We start from the raw sequence: 15,294 nt of genomic DNA on the forward strand, positions 1-15,294 counted from the left end.
GCAATTGGGACAAGATGCCGGTGGTTTCGACAGACGCGCCCCCTCATATTGTGGTCATGATTGAGGAAAAGCCCGACCCGCTGACGATCTTCAGCGCCTGGTACGAGGAAGCCGGCAAGTCCGAGCCGAACGATCCGTCGGCCATGAGCCTGGCCACGGTGGGCCCCGACGGCACCCCTGCGGTGCGCATGGTGCTGCTCAAGCAGTTCGACGCCGCGGGGTTCGTTTTCTACACCAACCACGAAAGCCGCAAGGGCCAGCATCTGCTGGCTCATCCCAAGGCGGCCCTGCTGTTCCACTGGAAGTCCCTGCGCCGCCAGGTGCGGCTGGAAGGATCGGTCGCGCCGACCACGGCGTCCGAGGCTGACGCCTATTTCGCCACCCGCGATCGCGGCAGCCAGATCGGCGCCTGGGCCTCCGAGCAGTCGAGGCCGCTGGAGAGCCGGTTCGCGCTCGAAAAGCGGGTCGCCGAGTTCGGGGCACGCCATCTCATCGGCAAGGTGCCGCGCCCGCCCCACTGGTCGGGCTTTCGCCTGCAGCCCCTGCTGATCGAGTTCTGGCAGGACGGCGCCTTCCGTCTGCACGACCGGCTGGAATACCGCCGCCCGGCCGCCGACCAGCCTTGGACCACCCGCACGCTCTATCCGTAAGGGTGTCATTTTCCTTTCCGGCTTTGCCAGGGAGGTGTCATGTGCTGGGAGCGCGCCACTCCTGTGGCGCTCATGGGCTGTGTGATCGACAAGAAGAGCGCCTCAGAGTGGCGCGCTCCCAGCGCATGACCCCTCCGTCGCCGAAGACGGCGACACCTCCCCAGCGAAGCTGGGGAGGAGAATGAAAGACCTTGATCCGGAGCAATACGCCGAAGCGGCCAATCACTATATTGACCCCATGGCGATCGAGCCCAAACGTCTGATGCAGATCGCCACCGTGGCGTCGATGTCGGTGGCGCTGATGCTGATCGGCGCCAAGACCGTGGCGTGGCTGCTCACCGAGTCGGTGAGCATGCTGTCCTCGCTGGTCGACTCGGCGCTCGATCTCGTGGCTTCTCTGGTAACCTTCTTCGCGGTGCGCCAGGCGCTGATCCCGGCCGATGCCGACCATCGGTTCGGCCACGGCAAGGCCGAGGCGCTCGCCGGGCTCGTCCAGGCGGGGTTCATCGCCGCCTCGGGAGGTGGCCTGCTGCTGACGGTGGGTGACCGCCTGCTGCATCCGCATCCGGTGCAGCGGGAGGCGCTGGGCCTGGCCATCAGCGCCCTTGCCGTCGTGCTGACCCTGGCGCTGGTGACCTTCCAGAACTACGTGGTGCGCCGGTCGGGCTCGCTCGCCATCGGCGCCGATCGGGCGCACTACGTCACCGACCTTGTCAGCAACATTGCCGTCGGTGTCGCCCTGTACCTGTCCGGCATACTCGACCAGCCGCTGATCGATGCCGCCATGGCGGCGCTGGTGGCGCTCTATCTCGTCTATGGCGCCTGGCAGGTCGGCCGAGATTCGCTCGACGTGCTGATGGACCGCGAACTGCCCGCGGCCGACCGCGATCGCATCGTTGCCATTGCCCGGTGCAATCCCGCGGTGCGCGAGGTGCACGACCTGCGCACACGCTCGGCCGGCCTGACGCGCTTCATCCAGCTTCACATCGAGCTCGATCCCGATCTCACCCTCATGCGGGCGCACGAGATCGGCGATCAGGTCGAGGCGGGCATCCGGGAAGTCTTTCCCGATGCGGAAGTGATCCTTCACGTCGATCCGTTCGGCATTGCCGAGCAGCAACCTACCTTCGTCTGATCCGACAGGTTGGCCCATCCGATGACCGCGCATCCCAGCTTCATCGTCGAGGACCAATCGGCGACCACCGCGTTCCTCGAGGCGCGGCTGGCGCCTCAGAAGCGCATCGATACTCACGGCGCCGTCGTCTTCCTGACGCCGCAACGGGCCTACAAGCTGAAGCGCGCGGTGAAGTTTCCCTATATGGATTTCTCGACCGTGACGATCCGGCGGGCCATGTGCGCTGCCGAGGTCGAGATCAACTCGAGGCTGGCGCCTGAGATCTATCTCGGCGTCGCACCGATCCTGAAGTCGCCGGACGGAACCCTGGTGCTGGGCGAGGTCGGGCAGACTACGGGCGATGCGGTCGACTGGCTGGTCGTCATGCGGCGCTTCGACGAGGATGGCTTGCTCGATCGCATGGCGATGCGCGGCGCGCTGACGCCCGTGCTGATGGCAGCGCTCGGGGCGCGGGTCGCCGCCTACCACAACGGACTGACGCCGCTCGCGGGCTTCTCGGGGCCGGACGACTATCGCCGCTCGGTGGCGGCCGATATACGGCAGCTCCGCGAGCAGGGCGATCGGCTGGATCCGGTGACGACCGAGGCGCTCGCCGTGCAACTGCCCGGCGCGCTCGAGCCGTTCGCCGACCTGGTGGCGCGACGGGCGGTAGCCGGCGCGGTGCGGCGCTGCCATGGCGATCTGCATCTGCGCAACATCGTGCTGATCGACGGCCAGCCGGTGCCGTTCGACGCCATCGAGTTCTCCGAGCGCATCGCCAGCATCGACGTGCTCTACGATCTCGCGTTCGCCCTCATGGATCTGTGCGATCGCAACCTGCGGCCGCTCGCCAACCGGCTGCTGAACGAATGGCTGTGGCGGATTGCCGAACTGCCCGACGCCTCGCACGAGGAGGCACTGGCGCTGCTGCCGCATTTCCTGTCGCGCCGCGCCGCCGTCCGCGCCTTCGTCGAGGCGTCGGGCGCGGCGCTTGCCGGGAAAGTCAGCGAGGAGGCCCGTACGTACCAGCGCCAGGCGCTTGCCTTCCTGCAGCCCCAGCCGCCGCGCCTGCTGGCGATCGGCGGCCTGTCCGGCAGCGGCAAGACCACCCAGGCGCTCAAGAGGGCGCCCGGGATCGGCCGCACCCCGGGCGCCGTGGTCGTGCGCAGCGACGTCGAGCGCAAGCGCCGCGCCGGCCTTGCGCTCGAGGATCGCATGCCGGCCGGCAGCTACACGGCCGGGGCCTCAGCCGAGGTCTACACCGCCATGCTGGTCCGCGCCGAACGCGTGCTGCGCGCCGGCTACAGCGTGGTGCTCGATGCCGTGTTCGCCCGCCCGGAAGAGCGAGCCATGGCCGAGGCGTTGGCCGCGCGGGTGGGCGTGCCGTTCGAGGGCATCTGGCTCGACGTGCCGAAGCGGGTGGCGATGACCCGCGTCGCCCAGCGCAAGGCCGATGCATCCGATGCCACGCCGGCCGTCGTGGAACGGCAGTTCGGCTACGACCTCGGCAACGTCACGTGGCGGCGGGAGTGAGTTTCATCTCCTCCCCAGCGTCTTCGCTGGGGAGGTGCCCCGTCATACGGGGCGAAGGGGTCATGGCATGGGCCTTCCGGACCGCAGGCGTCCCGCCCGCTCATGAGAAGAGCGGGCGGGACGCCCGCGGTCCACATGTTTCTTGGCCCCTCCGTCGCCGAATTCGGCGACACCTCCCCAGCGAAGACGCTGGGGAGGAGAATTTACGCCCTTCTCTTGGCGGCGGCGCTGGGTGGCAGGTGGCGGGCGAGGTCCAGGCCGGGGTAGCTCTCAGCGACCCTGGCGACATCCTCGGGCGGGCCCTCGGCGACCAGGCGGCCACCGCCCGATCCGCCGTCGGGGCCGAGATCGAGGATCCAGTCGGCGGTCTTGATGACCTCGAGATTGTGCTCGATCACCAGCACCGTGTTGCCGCCCTCGACCAGCCGGTGCAACACCTCGAGGAGCTTGCGGACGTCCTCGAAATGCAGGCCGGTGGTCGGCTCGTCGAGAATGTAGAGCGTGCGGCCGGTCGCCCGGCGCGACAGCTCCTTGGCGAGCTTGACCCTCTGCGCCTCGCCGCCGGACAGGGTGGTCGCCTGCTGGCCGATGTGGATGTAGCCCAGGCCGACCTGCTGCAGGGTCAGGAGCTTGTCGCGAATCACCGGCACCGCCTTGAAGAACTCGACGCCCTCGTCGACCGTCATCTCGAGCACGTCGGCGATCGACTTGCCGCGGAACTGGATCTCCAGTGTCTCGCGGTTGTAGCGCCTGCCCTTGCAGACGTCGCACTGGACGTAGACGTCCGGCAAGAAGTGCATCTCGATCTTGATCACGCCGTCGCCTTGGCAGGCCTCGCAGCGGCCGCCCTTGACGTTGAACGAGAAGCGGCCCGGCTTGTAACCGCGCTCGGTGGAGTCGGGCAGCTGGGCGAACCAGTCGCGGATCGGCGAGAAGGCACCCGTGTAGGTCGCCGGATTGGAGCGCGGCGTGCGGCCGATCGGCGACTGGTCGATGTCGACGATCTTGTCGAGATGGTGCACGCCGTCGAGGCCGCTATGCTCGCCCGGATGCTCGCGCGCGCCGTTCAGGCGCCGCGCCAGGGCCTTGTAGAGCGTCTCGACGATCAACGTGCTCTTGCCGCTGCCCGATACGCCGGTGACGCACGTAAAGGTGCCGAGCGGGATGTTGGCCGTGACGTTGCGCAGGTTGTTCTCGCGCGCACCCTTGAGCGTGAGCCAGCGCGCGCCCTTGGCCGATGGCGGCTGAGGCTCGCGGCGTACCTTCGGCACTGGGATCTGGCGGAAGCCGGAGAGGTACTGGCCGGTCAGGCTCGCCGTATTGCGCATCACCTCTTCCGGCGTGCCCTCGGCGACCACCGAGCCGCCATGGGCGCCGGCGCCCGGTCCCATGTCGACCAGATGGTCGGCGGATCGGATCGCATCCTCGTCGTGCTCGACGACCAGAACGGTGTTGCCGAGGTCGCGCAGGCGGACCAGCGTCTTCAACAGGCGATCATTGTCGCGCTGATGCAGGCCAATCGACGGCTCGTCGAGCACGTAGAGCACGCCGGTCAGGCCGGAACCGATTTGCGAAGCCAGCCGGATGCGCTGGCTTTCGCCGCCCGACAGTGTGCCCGACGTGCGGTTGAGCGTCAGATAGGAGAGGCCGACATTGTCGAGGAAGCCCAGCCGCTCGTTGATTTCCTTGAGGATGCGGGCGGCGATCTCGCGCTGCTTGGCGGTGAGCTTGGGGCCGAGGGCGAGGAACCATTGCACCGCCTCGCCGATGGCGAACTCGGTAACCTGGCTGATGTGGAGCCCGCCAATCTTGACCGCCAGCGCTTCCGGCCTGAGCCGCGCGCCGCCGCAGGCCTCGCACTTGGTCTCGTGCTGGAAGCGCTCCAGCTCCTCGCGAACCCACGACGAATCGGTCTCTTTCCAGCGCCGGTCGAGATTGGGGATCACCCCCTCGAACGGCTTGGTCGTCTGGTACTGGCGGATGCCGTCGTCGTAGCGCATGGCGATCGCCTCTCCACCGCTGCCGAACAGGATGACGTCGCGCACCTTCTTCGGCAGGTCGCGCCATGGCATCGACATCTTGACCTTGAAGTGCTTGGCGATGCTTTCCAGCGTCTGCATGTAGTACTGGCCCGATGAATCGGCCCACGGCGCGATGGCGCCCTCGGAAAGCGACAGCCGGTCGTCCGGCACCACCATCTCCGGATCGAAGAACATCTTCACGCCCAGCCCGTCGCAGGCCGGGCAGGCGCCTTGCGGCGCGTTGAAGGAGAACAGGCGCGGCTCGATCTCCTCGATGGTGAAACCGGAGACCGGGCAGGCGAACCGGGCGGAGAACACAGTGCGCTCGCCGCTATCGGCGTTCTCGGCGACGGCCAGACCCTCGGCAAGACCCAGCGCCGTCTCGATCGAATCGGCCAGGCGGTTGCCGAGATCTGGCCGGACGACGATGCGGTCGACGACGACGTCGATGTCGTGCTTGTACTTCTTGTCGAGCGACGGCGCCTCGGCGATCTCGTAGAGCTTGCCGTCGATCTTGACGCGCTGGAAACCCTTCTTCTGCAGCTCCTGCAATTCCTTGCGGTACTCGCCCTTGCGGCCGCGCACGATCGGCGCCATCAGGAACAGCCGCGTGCCCTCGGGCATCGCCTTCACCCGGTCGACCATCTGCGACACGGTCTGGCTCTCGATCGGCAGGCCGGTCGCCGGCGAGTAGGGCACCCCGACGCGAGCGAACAGCAGGCGGAGGTAGTCGTAGATCTCGGTGACGGTGCCGACTGTCGAGCGCGGGTTGCGCGACGTCGTCTTCTGCTCGATCGAGATCGCCGGCGAGAGACCCTCGATCGAATCGACGTCGGGCTTCTGCATCAGCTCGAGGAACTGGCGAGCGTAGGCCGACAGGCTCTCGACGTAGCGGCGCTGGCCCTCGGCGTAGATCGTGTCGAAGGCGAGCGACGACTTGCCAGAGCCGGACAGGCCGGTGATCACCACCAGCCGGTCGCGCGGCAGGTCGAGGTCGACATTCTTGAGATTGTGCTCACGGGCGCCCCGGATCGAGATGAAGCGGTGCGGCTCGGCAACGGGAGTACGGGACTTGGCCATCGGTGAGGGAAGAATAGGCGATGCGCGGGGCCATCGCATATGGCGATTAACCCCCAGCTTTGCCAACTCCTGTCAGCTTCTGACAGCAATCAGGCCGGGCTGCCGCTGCCCACATTGCCATGCGGCGGTGCCGGTCAACGGCCTGCGGGCATCAGGCCGTCGCCGGTTGCAATGCCTGCATCCGGGCGGTCGGCCGGTCGTTCATCAGGAGCTGCATGGTGCCTGCGACCAGGCCGATCATCACCGCGACCTTCCAGGCGAGGTCGTAGGAGCCTACCAGGTCGAAGAGATAGCCGCCGCCCCAGGCGCCCAGGAACGAGCCGGCCTGGTGGCTGAGAAAGGCGATTCCGGTCAAGGTCGACAGGAAGCGCAGGCCGAAGATCTGAACGACCAGTCCGTTCACCAGCGGGATCACGCCCAGCCACAGGATGCCCAGGGTGGCGCCGAACAGCACGACCGAGAGCGGCGTCGGCGGGAACGAGAAGAACAGCACCAGCGCCACCGAGCGCAGCAGGTAGATGCCGCCCAGCAGAAGCCGCTTGGGGTACTTGTCACCCAACCAGCCGAACAGCCAGGAGCTGACGATGTTGAAGCCGCCGACCAGCATCAGTACCAGGGCGCTGTAGGACGGGTCCATGCCGCACTGGGCGAGATAGGTCGGCAGGTGGGTGGTGACGAAGACGAGCTGCAGGCCGCAGACGAAGAAGGCCAGTGCCATGACGACGTAGCCGGGATGGCGCCGTGCCTCGCCCAGCGCCTTGCCCAGCGTTAGATCGAGGTCGGTGGCCCGGCCGTTCGGCAGCTTGTCGGCGCGGCTGCCGATCCAGGCGGCCGGCAGCATCAGCACGGCGAGAAGGGCGAACGCCCACAAGCCGACGCGCCAGCCGTCGTGGGTCAGCAGCCAGGCGGCGAGCGGCGCCGTCACCATCGTGCCGACCGAGCCAGCCGCAGAGACGATGCCGAATGCGAGGGTCCGACGCTCGGGCCGGACGACACGGGCGGCGATGTTGGCGGTGATGCCGGACGTCGTGCAGGCGAGCGCGATGCCGAACAGCACACCCGAGCCGACGACGATGGGCAGGGCGCTCTCGGCCGTCGCGGTGAGCCAAAGGCCGGCAACCAGGATCAGGCTGCCCGCCAGCGATACCCAGCGGGTGCCGTACTTGTCGGCGAGGATGCCGGCGAACGGCTGGCTCAATCCCCAGGCGACCTGCTGCACCGAGATGGCGAGCGCGAAGTCGGAGATGGCGATGCCCAGCTCGCGCGAGGCCGGTGCCTGGAACAGGCCCAGGTTCTGCCGGATGCCCATGGCCAGGGTCATCATCAGCGCGGCCGAGCCCAGGATGGTGTAGGCCTGCCCGCGCGACAGGTCGGCGACGTGAAACGCTTTACGCATAATGGCGGAGTAGATAGGGGCGGGCGCGCCGAGCGGACGAATGAAATGTCGGAGGGGCGGCATGAGCTCAGCTCACGCGTCACCGGAGGTTCGGTTCGCAACCTGAAATTGGTGGCTGCCCACAGGGCGACGGCGCTACCCTGCCCGGCGTGAGGTAGGTGCTGCGTCCCGCGGCACCGGGAAAGCAAAGGAGGCCCCCATGGCGGGCAGCGTGAACAAGGTCATCCTGGTCGGCAATCTCGGCCGCGACCCCGAGGTGAGGTCCATGCAGGACGGCAGATCCATGGTCAACATGTCGGTGGCTACGTCCGATACGTGGCGGGATCGCCAGACGGGCGAGCGCAAGGAGCGCACTGAATGGCACCGGGTCGTCATCTTCAACGAGAAGCTCGCCGAGGTGGCACAGAAGTTCATCCGCAAGGGCTCTAAGGTTTACGTCGAAGGCCAGCTCGCGACCCGCAAATGGACCGACCAGGGCGGCCAGGAGCGCTATACGACCGAAGTCGTGATCCCGCGCTTCGGCGGCGCGCTGACCATGCTCGATGGCCGCAGCGGCGGCGGCGGTGGTGGCGGCGACATGGGTGGCGGCGGCATGGACGACGACATGGGCGGCTCGATGCCAAGCGGCGGCGGTGGCCGGCCGGCCGCCCGCGGCGGTGGGGGCAGCAAGGATCTCGATGACGATATTCCATTCTAAGACGACGGGAGCCGAGCGCCAATGGCACAAGGTCAGGCCCGCGTCTGGTACCAAAGCTTCGTCCATCCCGTGGAGCAGGCGCCCTATATCGAGCGCCTGCAGGCACAGCTCGACCGCGTGGCGGGACCCGGCATTCGCTTCGAAGTTCACGGTCTCGATCCGCCGGATCGTTCGTTCCATCCCCTGACCGAGTTCCGCTGCGCCGCGCAGATCATCCGTCACGCGCTGGACGCCGGGAAAGCGGGCTACGACGCCTTCGTGATCGGCCACTTCCAGGAGCCCGGACTGCTCGAAATCCGCAGCTCCCTCGACATTCCCGTGATCGCCCTGGGCGAGGCGAACCTGCTGACGGCGCTGACCATGGGCTACCGCGTGGGGCTGGTCACAATCGATCCCATCTTCATCCCCTGGCATGACCGCCAGGTCCGCCTGCACGGGCTCGGCGAGCGCGTCGTCGGCACAACCGCCCTCAAGATGAACCTGCCCGCCTTCATGAAGGCCTTCACCGACGAGGAAGCCTACGCCACCGTGCGCGCCCAGTTCGTTGCCCAGGTGAGGCCGCTGATCGATAAGGGCGCCGAGGTGATTATTCCCGCCGGCGGCCTGCCGATGCTGCTGTTCGCCCGCGAGAGTCCGTTCATCATCGACGGCGCGCCAGTATTGAACGGGATTGCCGTCGTGGCCAAGGCCACCGAGATGGCGCTGGCGCTGCGGTCGATCACCAACGTGGTCGTCAGCCGCCGAAGCACCTATGCCAAGGCGCCACCCGAAGCCGTCGCCCAGTTCTGCGAGCGGCTGCAGTAGCGTAAGGTCCGCCGGGAACGCGCCACTTAGGGGGCGCGTTCCCGGTTCATGAGCGGGCGAGAGAGGCTGTGAAAATATTACCATAGATTGTCTAAAATGATGTATGATCTACCATAGAGGGTATCATCCATCATTGCGAGGCAGCGATGGCGAAAGGTCGGCCTGCGGAGTTGCGCTTGGAGACGGCAGAGCGCCGCCAGAAGACGTGGGACGAGAGCTGCCTGGACGACTTGCTGGAAGCGGGCCACCTGGCCCGGCAGGTTTGGGACTATGTCGAGGGGCTGGACCTTTCGCGACTGTATCAGCGGGTGCAGACGACGGTTCGCTCGCGCGGTCGGCCGGCGATTGATCCGGCGATCCTGATGGCGCTGTGGCTGTATGCCACCCTGGACGGGGTCGGCAGCGCGCGGTTGCTGGATCGGCTGTGCCGCAGCGAGGCGGCCTATCGCTGGCTGTGCGGTGGGGTGAGCATGAACTACCACACGCTGTCGGATTTCCGCCTCAGCGCGGCGCCTCTACTGGACGATCTGCTGTCGCAATCGGTGGCCGGCCTAATCGAGGCGGGCTTGATCGATGCGAGCACGGTGGCGGTAGATGGCCTTCGCGTGCGGGCGTCGGCAGGGGCGAGTTCGTTCCGCCGCGAGGAGCGGCTGACGGCGCTGTACGAGGAAGCCCGACAGGCGGTGGACAAGCTGCGCGCCGAAGTCGAGGCCGATCCCGGCTCGGCGAACCGTCGCCGGCAGGCGCGGCGCAAGGCGGCGAGCGAGGAGCGGCTGCGGCGCCTGGAGGCAGCGCGCGCGGCCGCCGCGGAGATCGAGCAGCGCCGACAAGAGGAGGCAGTGGAACAGCGGCGTAAGGCGAAACAGAACGACAAGCCGGTGCGGACCTCGACCAGCGACCCGCAGGCGCGCGTCATGAAGATGGCCGATGGCGGCTACAGACCGGCCTACAACGTGCAGATCAAGACCGCGGCCGCTCACATCATTGGCGTGTCCATCACAAACCATGCCTCGGACCGCGGCTTGCTGGGGCCGGCCGTGGACGAAATCGAGCGCCGCTATGGCATCAAGCCAAAGCAGGTGCTGGCCGACGGGGGCTACGCCGGGCGCGACGGTATCGAGCGGCTGCATGCCGAGGACATCACTCTGCTCTGCCCGCTGCCCAAAAACGCCAAGAGCGATCCGACGCTACCGCGGCGCGGTGATGGACCGGGCACCCTCGCCTGGCGACGGCGCATGGCTGAACCGGAAAGCCAAACCACCTACAGACGCCGGATGCACACCGAACGGCCACACGCGCATATGCGAAACAACGGCCTGCACCAGCTGCTGGTGCGAGGGACCGAGAAAGTAAAGGCGGTCCTGCTCTGGCATGCCAACGCCGTCAACTTCCGCCAATTCAAACGGTTGGGATGGGTGTGACGGCGTAGGCCGCGCTGGCGGGCAGGCGCCAGCACCAAATTAGCACCATCCCCCGATCGACCAGACTTACCATCCGATCGACCAGACAAACCACGAATCGACAAGGCCACGCTCATAATCGACGCTGCGCGTCCGGGCTACCGTCCTCCCCCTGCAAAGCTTCAAAGCTTCACAGCCTCAGACGCCCGCGGTCCGGAAGACAAAGTATTCAGGCGGGCAGGCCGAGGGCGCGCAGGCGCTCGATCGTCCGGTCGGCGCTCACGTGATGAACGGCCTGCATGCCGAAGGTGCGGGCCCCCTCGACGTTGGGCAGGCTGTCGTCGATGAAGACCGCCTCGCCGGGTGCAAAGCCACCGGCCTGGCACACCAGGTCGTAGATCGCCGCCGCGGGCTTGAGATGGCCGACGCGGCCCGAGACCACGTAGTCCCGGAAGCAGCCGAGGAAGGGATGGCGCCGCTGTCCCGGGCCACGCAACCAGTCATCGAGAAAGCCGGGCGCATTCGACAGCAGGTAGAGCGGGGTTCCCGCCCGATGCAGGCGTTCGACGAGGGCCGCCATCTCCGGAAAGCTGTGGTCATTCATCTCGTCGAACCGGCTGTAGAAGGCCTCGATCAGGGCTTCCTTGTCCGGGTGTCGGGACTTGAGGAGCCGCGTCGCCTCGACCGGGTCGCCCCCGCGATCCTGGTCAAGATGCCACTCGGTCGTCGCGACCCTGGCGAGAAAATCCTCCATCTCGCGGGGATCGGGGATGAGTTTGCGGTAGAGGTGGCGCGGGTTCCAATCAATCAGCACGCCACCCAGGTCGAAGACCGCGATCGGGACCACCGGCAGAGCCGAATTCTGACCAGATTTGACAACCAATTGGGGGCCTTCCAAAGCCTTGTTTTCGACGCCAATTTAGCCAATAAAATCAAAGTGTTAAAGTGCCCTGCCTGAAGCGTTTTTTGTTGGTCTTTGGGGCGCGGTTTGCTAGGGTGCGCCTCCGTTCCGCCGGGCACCCTGGCAGGGCCCCAAAAACGAGCAAATCCAGGTATCTGTGAGCGACGAAACGACCCTTCCGCCGGCGCCACCGCCGCCGCCTCCCGACGAACCACCCACGCCGCCGACCCCGCACGACATCGCCCCGATTACCATCGAAGAGGAGATGCGCCGCTCGTACCTCGATTACGCGATGAGCGTGATCGTGGCGCGGGCACTGCCTGATGCCCGCGACGGCCTGAAGCCGGTGCAACGCCGCATCCTCTACTCGATGAAGGAGAGCGGCTACGATTCGACCCACGCGTTCCGCAAGTCGGCGCGCATCGTCGGCGACGTGATGGGCAAGTATCACCCGCATGGCGACAGTGCGATCTATGATGCCATGGTGCGCATGGCGCAGGTCTTCTCGCTGCGCCTGCCGCTGATCTCGGGCCAGGGCAATTTCGGCTCGATGGACAACGACCCGCCGGCGGCGATGCGCTACACCGAAGCGCGCTTGGCGCGCGTCGCGGAAACGCTGCTGGCGGATATCGACAAGGACACGGTCGACTTCCAGCCGAATTACGACGAGACCAGCCAGGAGCCGACGGTCCTGCCGGCTGCCTTTCCCAACCTGCTGGCTAATGGCGCCGGCGGCATCGCCGTCGGCATGGCGACCAACATCCCGCCGCACAATCTCGGCGAGCTGATCGATGGCTGCTGTGCGCTGATCGACAATCCCGCGCTCACCGTCCAGCAGGTGATGGAATACATCCCCGGGCCGGATTTCCCGACCGGCGCTACCATTCTCGGCCGCAACGGCATCCGCGCCGCCTACGAGCTCGGGCGCGGCTCCCTGATCATGCGCGCGCGGACCCGGATCGAGGAGGGCCGCGGCGGCCGCGAATCCATCATCGTCTCGGAGATCCCCTATCAGGAGAACAAGGCGCGCCTGCATGAGCGCATCGCTGAGGTCGTGCGCGACAAGAAGGTCGAGGGCGTTGCCGAGATCCGCGACGAAAGCGACCGCGAAGGCGTCCGGCTGGTGATCGAGCTCAAGCGCGAGGCGATGTCCGACGTCGTCCTGAACCAGCTCTATCGCTACACGCCGTTGCAGACGACGTTCGGCGTCAACGCCCTGGCGCTCGACGGCGGGCGGCCGAGGCTGATGAGCCTCAAGGAGCTGCTCGAGGCGTTCATCCGCTTCCGCGCCGAAGTGCTGACGCGACGCACCAAGTACGAGCTCGCCGCGGCACGCGACCGCGCCCACATCCTGGTCGGCCTGGCAATCGCCGTCGCCAACATCGACGAGGTGATCGAGTTGATCCGGCGGGCACCCGATCCGACGGTCGCCCGCGAACGCCTGCTGGCGCGCGACTGGCCGGCCGTCGACGTGGCGCCGCTGATCGCCCTGATTGCCGAGCCGGGACGCGAAGTGTCGGCCGATGGGACCTACAAGCTTTCCGAGGCGCAGGCGCGCGCCATCCTCGAGCTGCGCCTGCAGCGACTGACAGGGCTTGAGCGCGACAAGATCTCGGAGGAGCTGACCGAGGTGGCCAGGCTGATCGAAGGCTATCTCGAGCTGCTGGGTGATCGCGACAAGCTGTTTGCGCTGATGCGCAGGGAGCTGGTCGAGATCAAGGAAGAGTATGCGACGCCGCGGCGCACCGAGATCGTCGACAACGAGTTCGAGCAGGACATCGAGGACCTGATCCAGCGCGAGGACATGGTCGTGACCGTGACGCACGGTGGTTATGTCAAGCGCGTGCCGGTGTCGGCCTATCGGGCGCAGCGCCGCGGCGGCAAGGGCCGCGCCGGCATGGCGACGCGCGAGGACGATTTCGTCTCCAGCCTGTTCGTCGCCAATACCCATACGCCGATGCTGTTCTTCTCCAGTCGCGGCATCGTCTACAAGCTCAAGGTGTGGCGCCTGCCGCTCGGCGCGCCACAGGCGCGCGGCAAGGCGTTCGTCAACCTGCTGCCACTCTCCGAGGGCGAGACGATCAGCGCCGTCATGCCGATGCCGGAGGACGAGTCGAGTTGGTCGACGCTCAACGTCGTCTTCGCGACGGCACGCGGCGGCGTCCGCCGCAATGAGCTCAGCGATTTTGTCAATGTCAACCAGAGCGGCAAGATCGCGATGAAATTCGAAGGCGACGATGCCGGCGACCGGCTGATCGGCGTCGGCGTCTGCACCGAGGAGCAGGACGTCCTGCTGGCGACGCGCCAGGGCCGCGCAATGCGCTTCCCGGTGGCGACCGTGCGCGTTTTCCAGAGCCGCGCTTCGACCGGCGTGCGCGGCATTGCGCTTTCCGACGGCGACGAGGTGATCTCGATGTCGCTGTTCGACAGCGGCAAGGGCATCACGACCGAGGAGCGCGACGCCTACCTGCGCCAGTCGCGAGCACTGCGGCAGGCCGAGACCGCCGAGGACGAGGCACCCCCGGCGGAGGAGGCGACCGGCGCGGTCGACGCGCTGTCGTCCGAGCGCTTCGCCGAGCTACAGGCCAAGGAAGAGTTCGTCCTCACCGTTGCGTCGAGCGGCTTCGGCAAGCGTACCTCGGCCTATGAGTATCGGGTGACCGGTCGCGGCGGCAAGGGCGTCGAGCTCATGAGCCTCGCCAGGGGCGGCGAGGTGGTGGCGGCGTTCGCCGTTCTTGACAGTGACGAGATCATGCTGATGACGGATGGCGGCACGCTGATCCGCTGTCCGGTCGATGGAATCCGCATCGCGGGCCGCGCGACCCGCGGCGTGCGTATCGTCAATGTCAGCGAAGGCGAGCGCGTCGTATCCGCGGTTCGGATCGGCGAGGACGATGCCGCCAATGGCAACGGGGTCGACAATGGCGGCGATGACAACGGCCATTCCGAAACAAACGGTGGATAAGGCAATGCCGTGTCGTTAAGACTTCGCCGCCGCAATTGGCGCACAAGGGGGAGACATGGCTTCAGAACGCACCGGTGTCTATCCGGGCACGTTCGATCCCATAACCAGCGGGCACCTGGAAGTCGTGCGCCGCTCGTTGCGGCTCGTCGATCGGCTGGTCATCGGGCCGGCCATCAACATCGGCAAGGGGCCGTTGTTCTCGCTCGAAGAGCGCATGGACATCATCAAGGACGACATCGAGGATTTCTCGCAGGCGGACAAGGATCGCATCCAGGTCGTGCCGTTCGAGGGTTTGTTGATCCATTTCGCCCGCGAGGTCGGTGCCTCGGTGATCATTCGCGGCCTGCGGGCGGTCTCGGACTTCGAGTACGAGATCCAGATGGCCAACATGAACGCGCGCATGGAGCCCAATGTCGAGACCATCTTCCTGATGGCCTCCGACCGGCACCAGTTCATCGCCTCGTCCCTGGTGAAGGATATCGCGCGCCTGGGCGGCGACACGTCGCAATTCGTTTCCAGCAAGGTTTTCAAGCGACTCAAGGCCAAGTTCGGGCATTCCTGAACCAGGACGGCCTGAATCCGGGTGGCCTGAATCCGGGTGACCTGAACCCGGCTGGGAGTGCGTTGACCGTCGGCCCGGCGCATCATATACGGGCGTCGCGCGGGGTTCCGGCCAGCGGCGCGACCTCGGGGCGAGCCCGTAGCTCAGCGGTAGAGCATCTGACTTTTAATC

11 protein-coding genes are annotated in these 15,294 nt (G+C 66.7%); 8 read left to right on the top strand and 3 right to left on the bottom strand.

The window, feature by feature from the left end:
- The first annotated feature begins 56 nt into the window (after positions 1-56).
- The 3 genes from pdxH (at position 57) to AB7O82_RS21345 (ending at position 3,297) form a co-directional block, all read left to right on the top strand.
- A complete protein-coding gene (pdxH, locus tag AB7O82_RS21335) occupies positions 57-650 on the top strand; it encodes a pyridoxamine 5'-phosphate oxidase (protein WP_428547831.1) in 594 nt (197 codons plus the stop codon).
- A 181-nt stretch (positions 651-831) separates the two neighbouring features.
- Positions 832-1,785: a cation diffusion facilitator family transporter gene (locus AB7O82_RS21340; protein WP_428547834.1), complete on the top strand. Its 954-nt coding sequence runs from the start codon at positions 832-834 to the stop codon at positions 1,783-1,785.
- A gap of 21 nt (positions 1,786-1,806) precedes the next feature.
- Positions 1,807-3,297, top strand: a complete 1,491-nt coding sequence (locus AB7O82_RS21345) for an AAA family ATPase (RefSeq protein ID WP_428547837.1) — start codon at positions 1,807-1,809, stop codon at positions 3,295-3,297.
- A gap of 203 nt (positions 3,298-3,500) precedes the next feature.
- On the opposite strand, the gene uvrA is transcribed toward AB7O82_RS21345, so the two are convergent.
- Together uvrA and AB7O82_RS21355 are read right to left on the bottom strand one after the other, a co-directional pair.
- Positions 3,501-6,398, bottom strand: coding sequence for an excinuclease ABC subunit UvrA (gene uvrA, locus AB7O82_RS21350; protein ID WP_428620117.1), 2,898 nt, complete (start codon positions 6,396-6,398; stop codon positions 3,501-3,503).
- A gap of 151 nt (positions 6,399-6,549) precedes the next feature.
- Positions 6,550-7,794: an MFS transporter gene (locus tag AB7O82_RS21355; protein WP_428547843.1), complete on the bottom strand. Its 1,245-nt coding sequence runs from the start codon at positions 7,792-7,794 to the stop codon at positions 6,550-6,552.
- A gap of 199 nt (positions 7,795-7,993) precedes the next feature.
- Here AB7O82_RS21355 and ssb point away from each other — a divergent pair, with 199 nt between their 5' ends.
- The 3 genes from ssb (at position 7,994) to AB7O82_RS21370 (ending at position 10,716) form a co-directional block, all read left to right on the top strand.
- A complete protein-coding gene (gene ssb, locus AB7O82_RS21360; RefSeq protein ID WP_428547846.1) occupies positions 7,994-8,491 on the top strand; it encodes a single-stranded DNA-binding protein in 498 nt (165 codons plus the stop codon).
- 21 nt (positions 8,492-8,512) lie between these two features.
- A complete protein-coding gene (locus AB7O82_RS21365; protein WP_428620119.1) occupies positions 8,513-9,295 on the top strand; it encodes an aspartate/glutamate racemase family protein in 783 nt (260 codons plus the stop codon).
- Between the two features lie 176 nt (positions 9,296-9,471).
- Complete coding sequence (locus AB7O82_RS21370; RefSeq protein WP_428620121.1) at positions 9,472-10,716, top strand: IS1182 family transposase; 1,245 nt, start codon at positions 9,472-9,474, stop codon at positions 10,714-10,716.
- 208 nt (positions 10,717-10,924) lie between these two features.
- Here AB7O82_RS21370 and AB7O82_RS21375 read toward each other — a convergent pair whose 3' ends face one another.
- Positions 10,925-11,578 carry an HAD family hydrolase gene (locus tag AB7O82_RS21375; RefSeq protein ID WP_428555714.1) on the bottom strand — a complete coding sequence of 218 codons (654 nt, stop codon included), beginning with the start codon at positions 11,576-11,578 and terminating at the stop codon, positions 10,925-10,927.
- Between the two features lie 175 nt (positions 11,579-11,753).
- Here AB7O82_RS21375 and gyrA point away from each other — a divergent pair, with 175 nt between their 5' ends.
- Together gyrA and coaD are read left to right on the top strand one after the other, a co-directional pair.
- Positions 11,754-14,561, top strand: a complete 2,808-nt coding sequence (gene gyrA, locus AB7O82_RS21380; RefSeq protein WP_428555717.1) for a DNA gyrase subunit A — start codon at positions 11,754-11,756, stop codon at positions 14,559-14,561.
- Positions 14,562-14,616: 55 nt separating this feature from the next.
- A complete protein-coding gene (gene coaD / locus AB7O82_RS21385) occupies positions 14,617-15,123 on the top strand; it encodes a pantetheine-phosphate adenylyltransferase (protein ID WP_428555720.1) in 507 nt (168 codons plus the stop codon).
- The last annotated feature ends 171 nt before the right edge of the window (positions 15,124-15,294 follow it).

Origin of the sequence: Reyranella sp. (genome assembly GCF_050185545.1) — a bacterium.
Classification (GTDB): domain Bacteria; phylum Pseudomonadota; class Alphaproteobacteria; order Reyranellales; family Reyranellaceae; genus Reyranella.

Coding starts and splice junctions, on each gene's coding strand:
- AB7O82_RS21365 (WP_428620119.1), top strand. CDS start 8,513: ATGGCACAAGGTCAGGCCCGCGTCTGGTACCAAAGCTTCGTCCATCCC.
- pdxH (WP_428547831.1), top strand. CDS start 57: ATGATTGAGGAAAAGCCCGACCCGCTGACGATCTTCAGCGCCTGGTAC.
- coaD (WP_428555720.1), top strand. CDS start 14,617: ATGGCTTCAGAACGCACCGGTGTCTATCCGGGCACGTTCGATCCCATA.
- AB7O82_RS21355 (WP_428547843.1), bottom strand. CDS start 7,794: ATGCGTAAAGCGTTTCACGTCGCCGACCTGTCGCGCGGGCAGGCCTAC.
- ssb (WP_428547846.1), top strand. CDS start 7,994: ATGGCGGGCAGCGTGAACAAGGTCATCCTGGTCGGCAATCTCGGCCGC.
- AB7O82_RS21340 (WP_428547834.1), top strand. CDS start 832: ATGAAAGACCTTGATCCGGAGCAATACGCCGAAGCGGCCAATCACTAT.
- AB7O82_RS21345 (WP_428547837.1), top strand. CDS start 1,807: ATGACCGCGCATCCCAGCTTCATCGTCGAGGACCAATCGGCGACCACC.
- uvrA (WP_428620117.1), bottom strand. CDS start 6,398: ATGGCCAAGTCCCGTACTCCCGTTGCCGAGCCGCACCGCTTCATCTCG.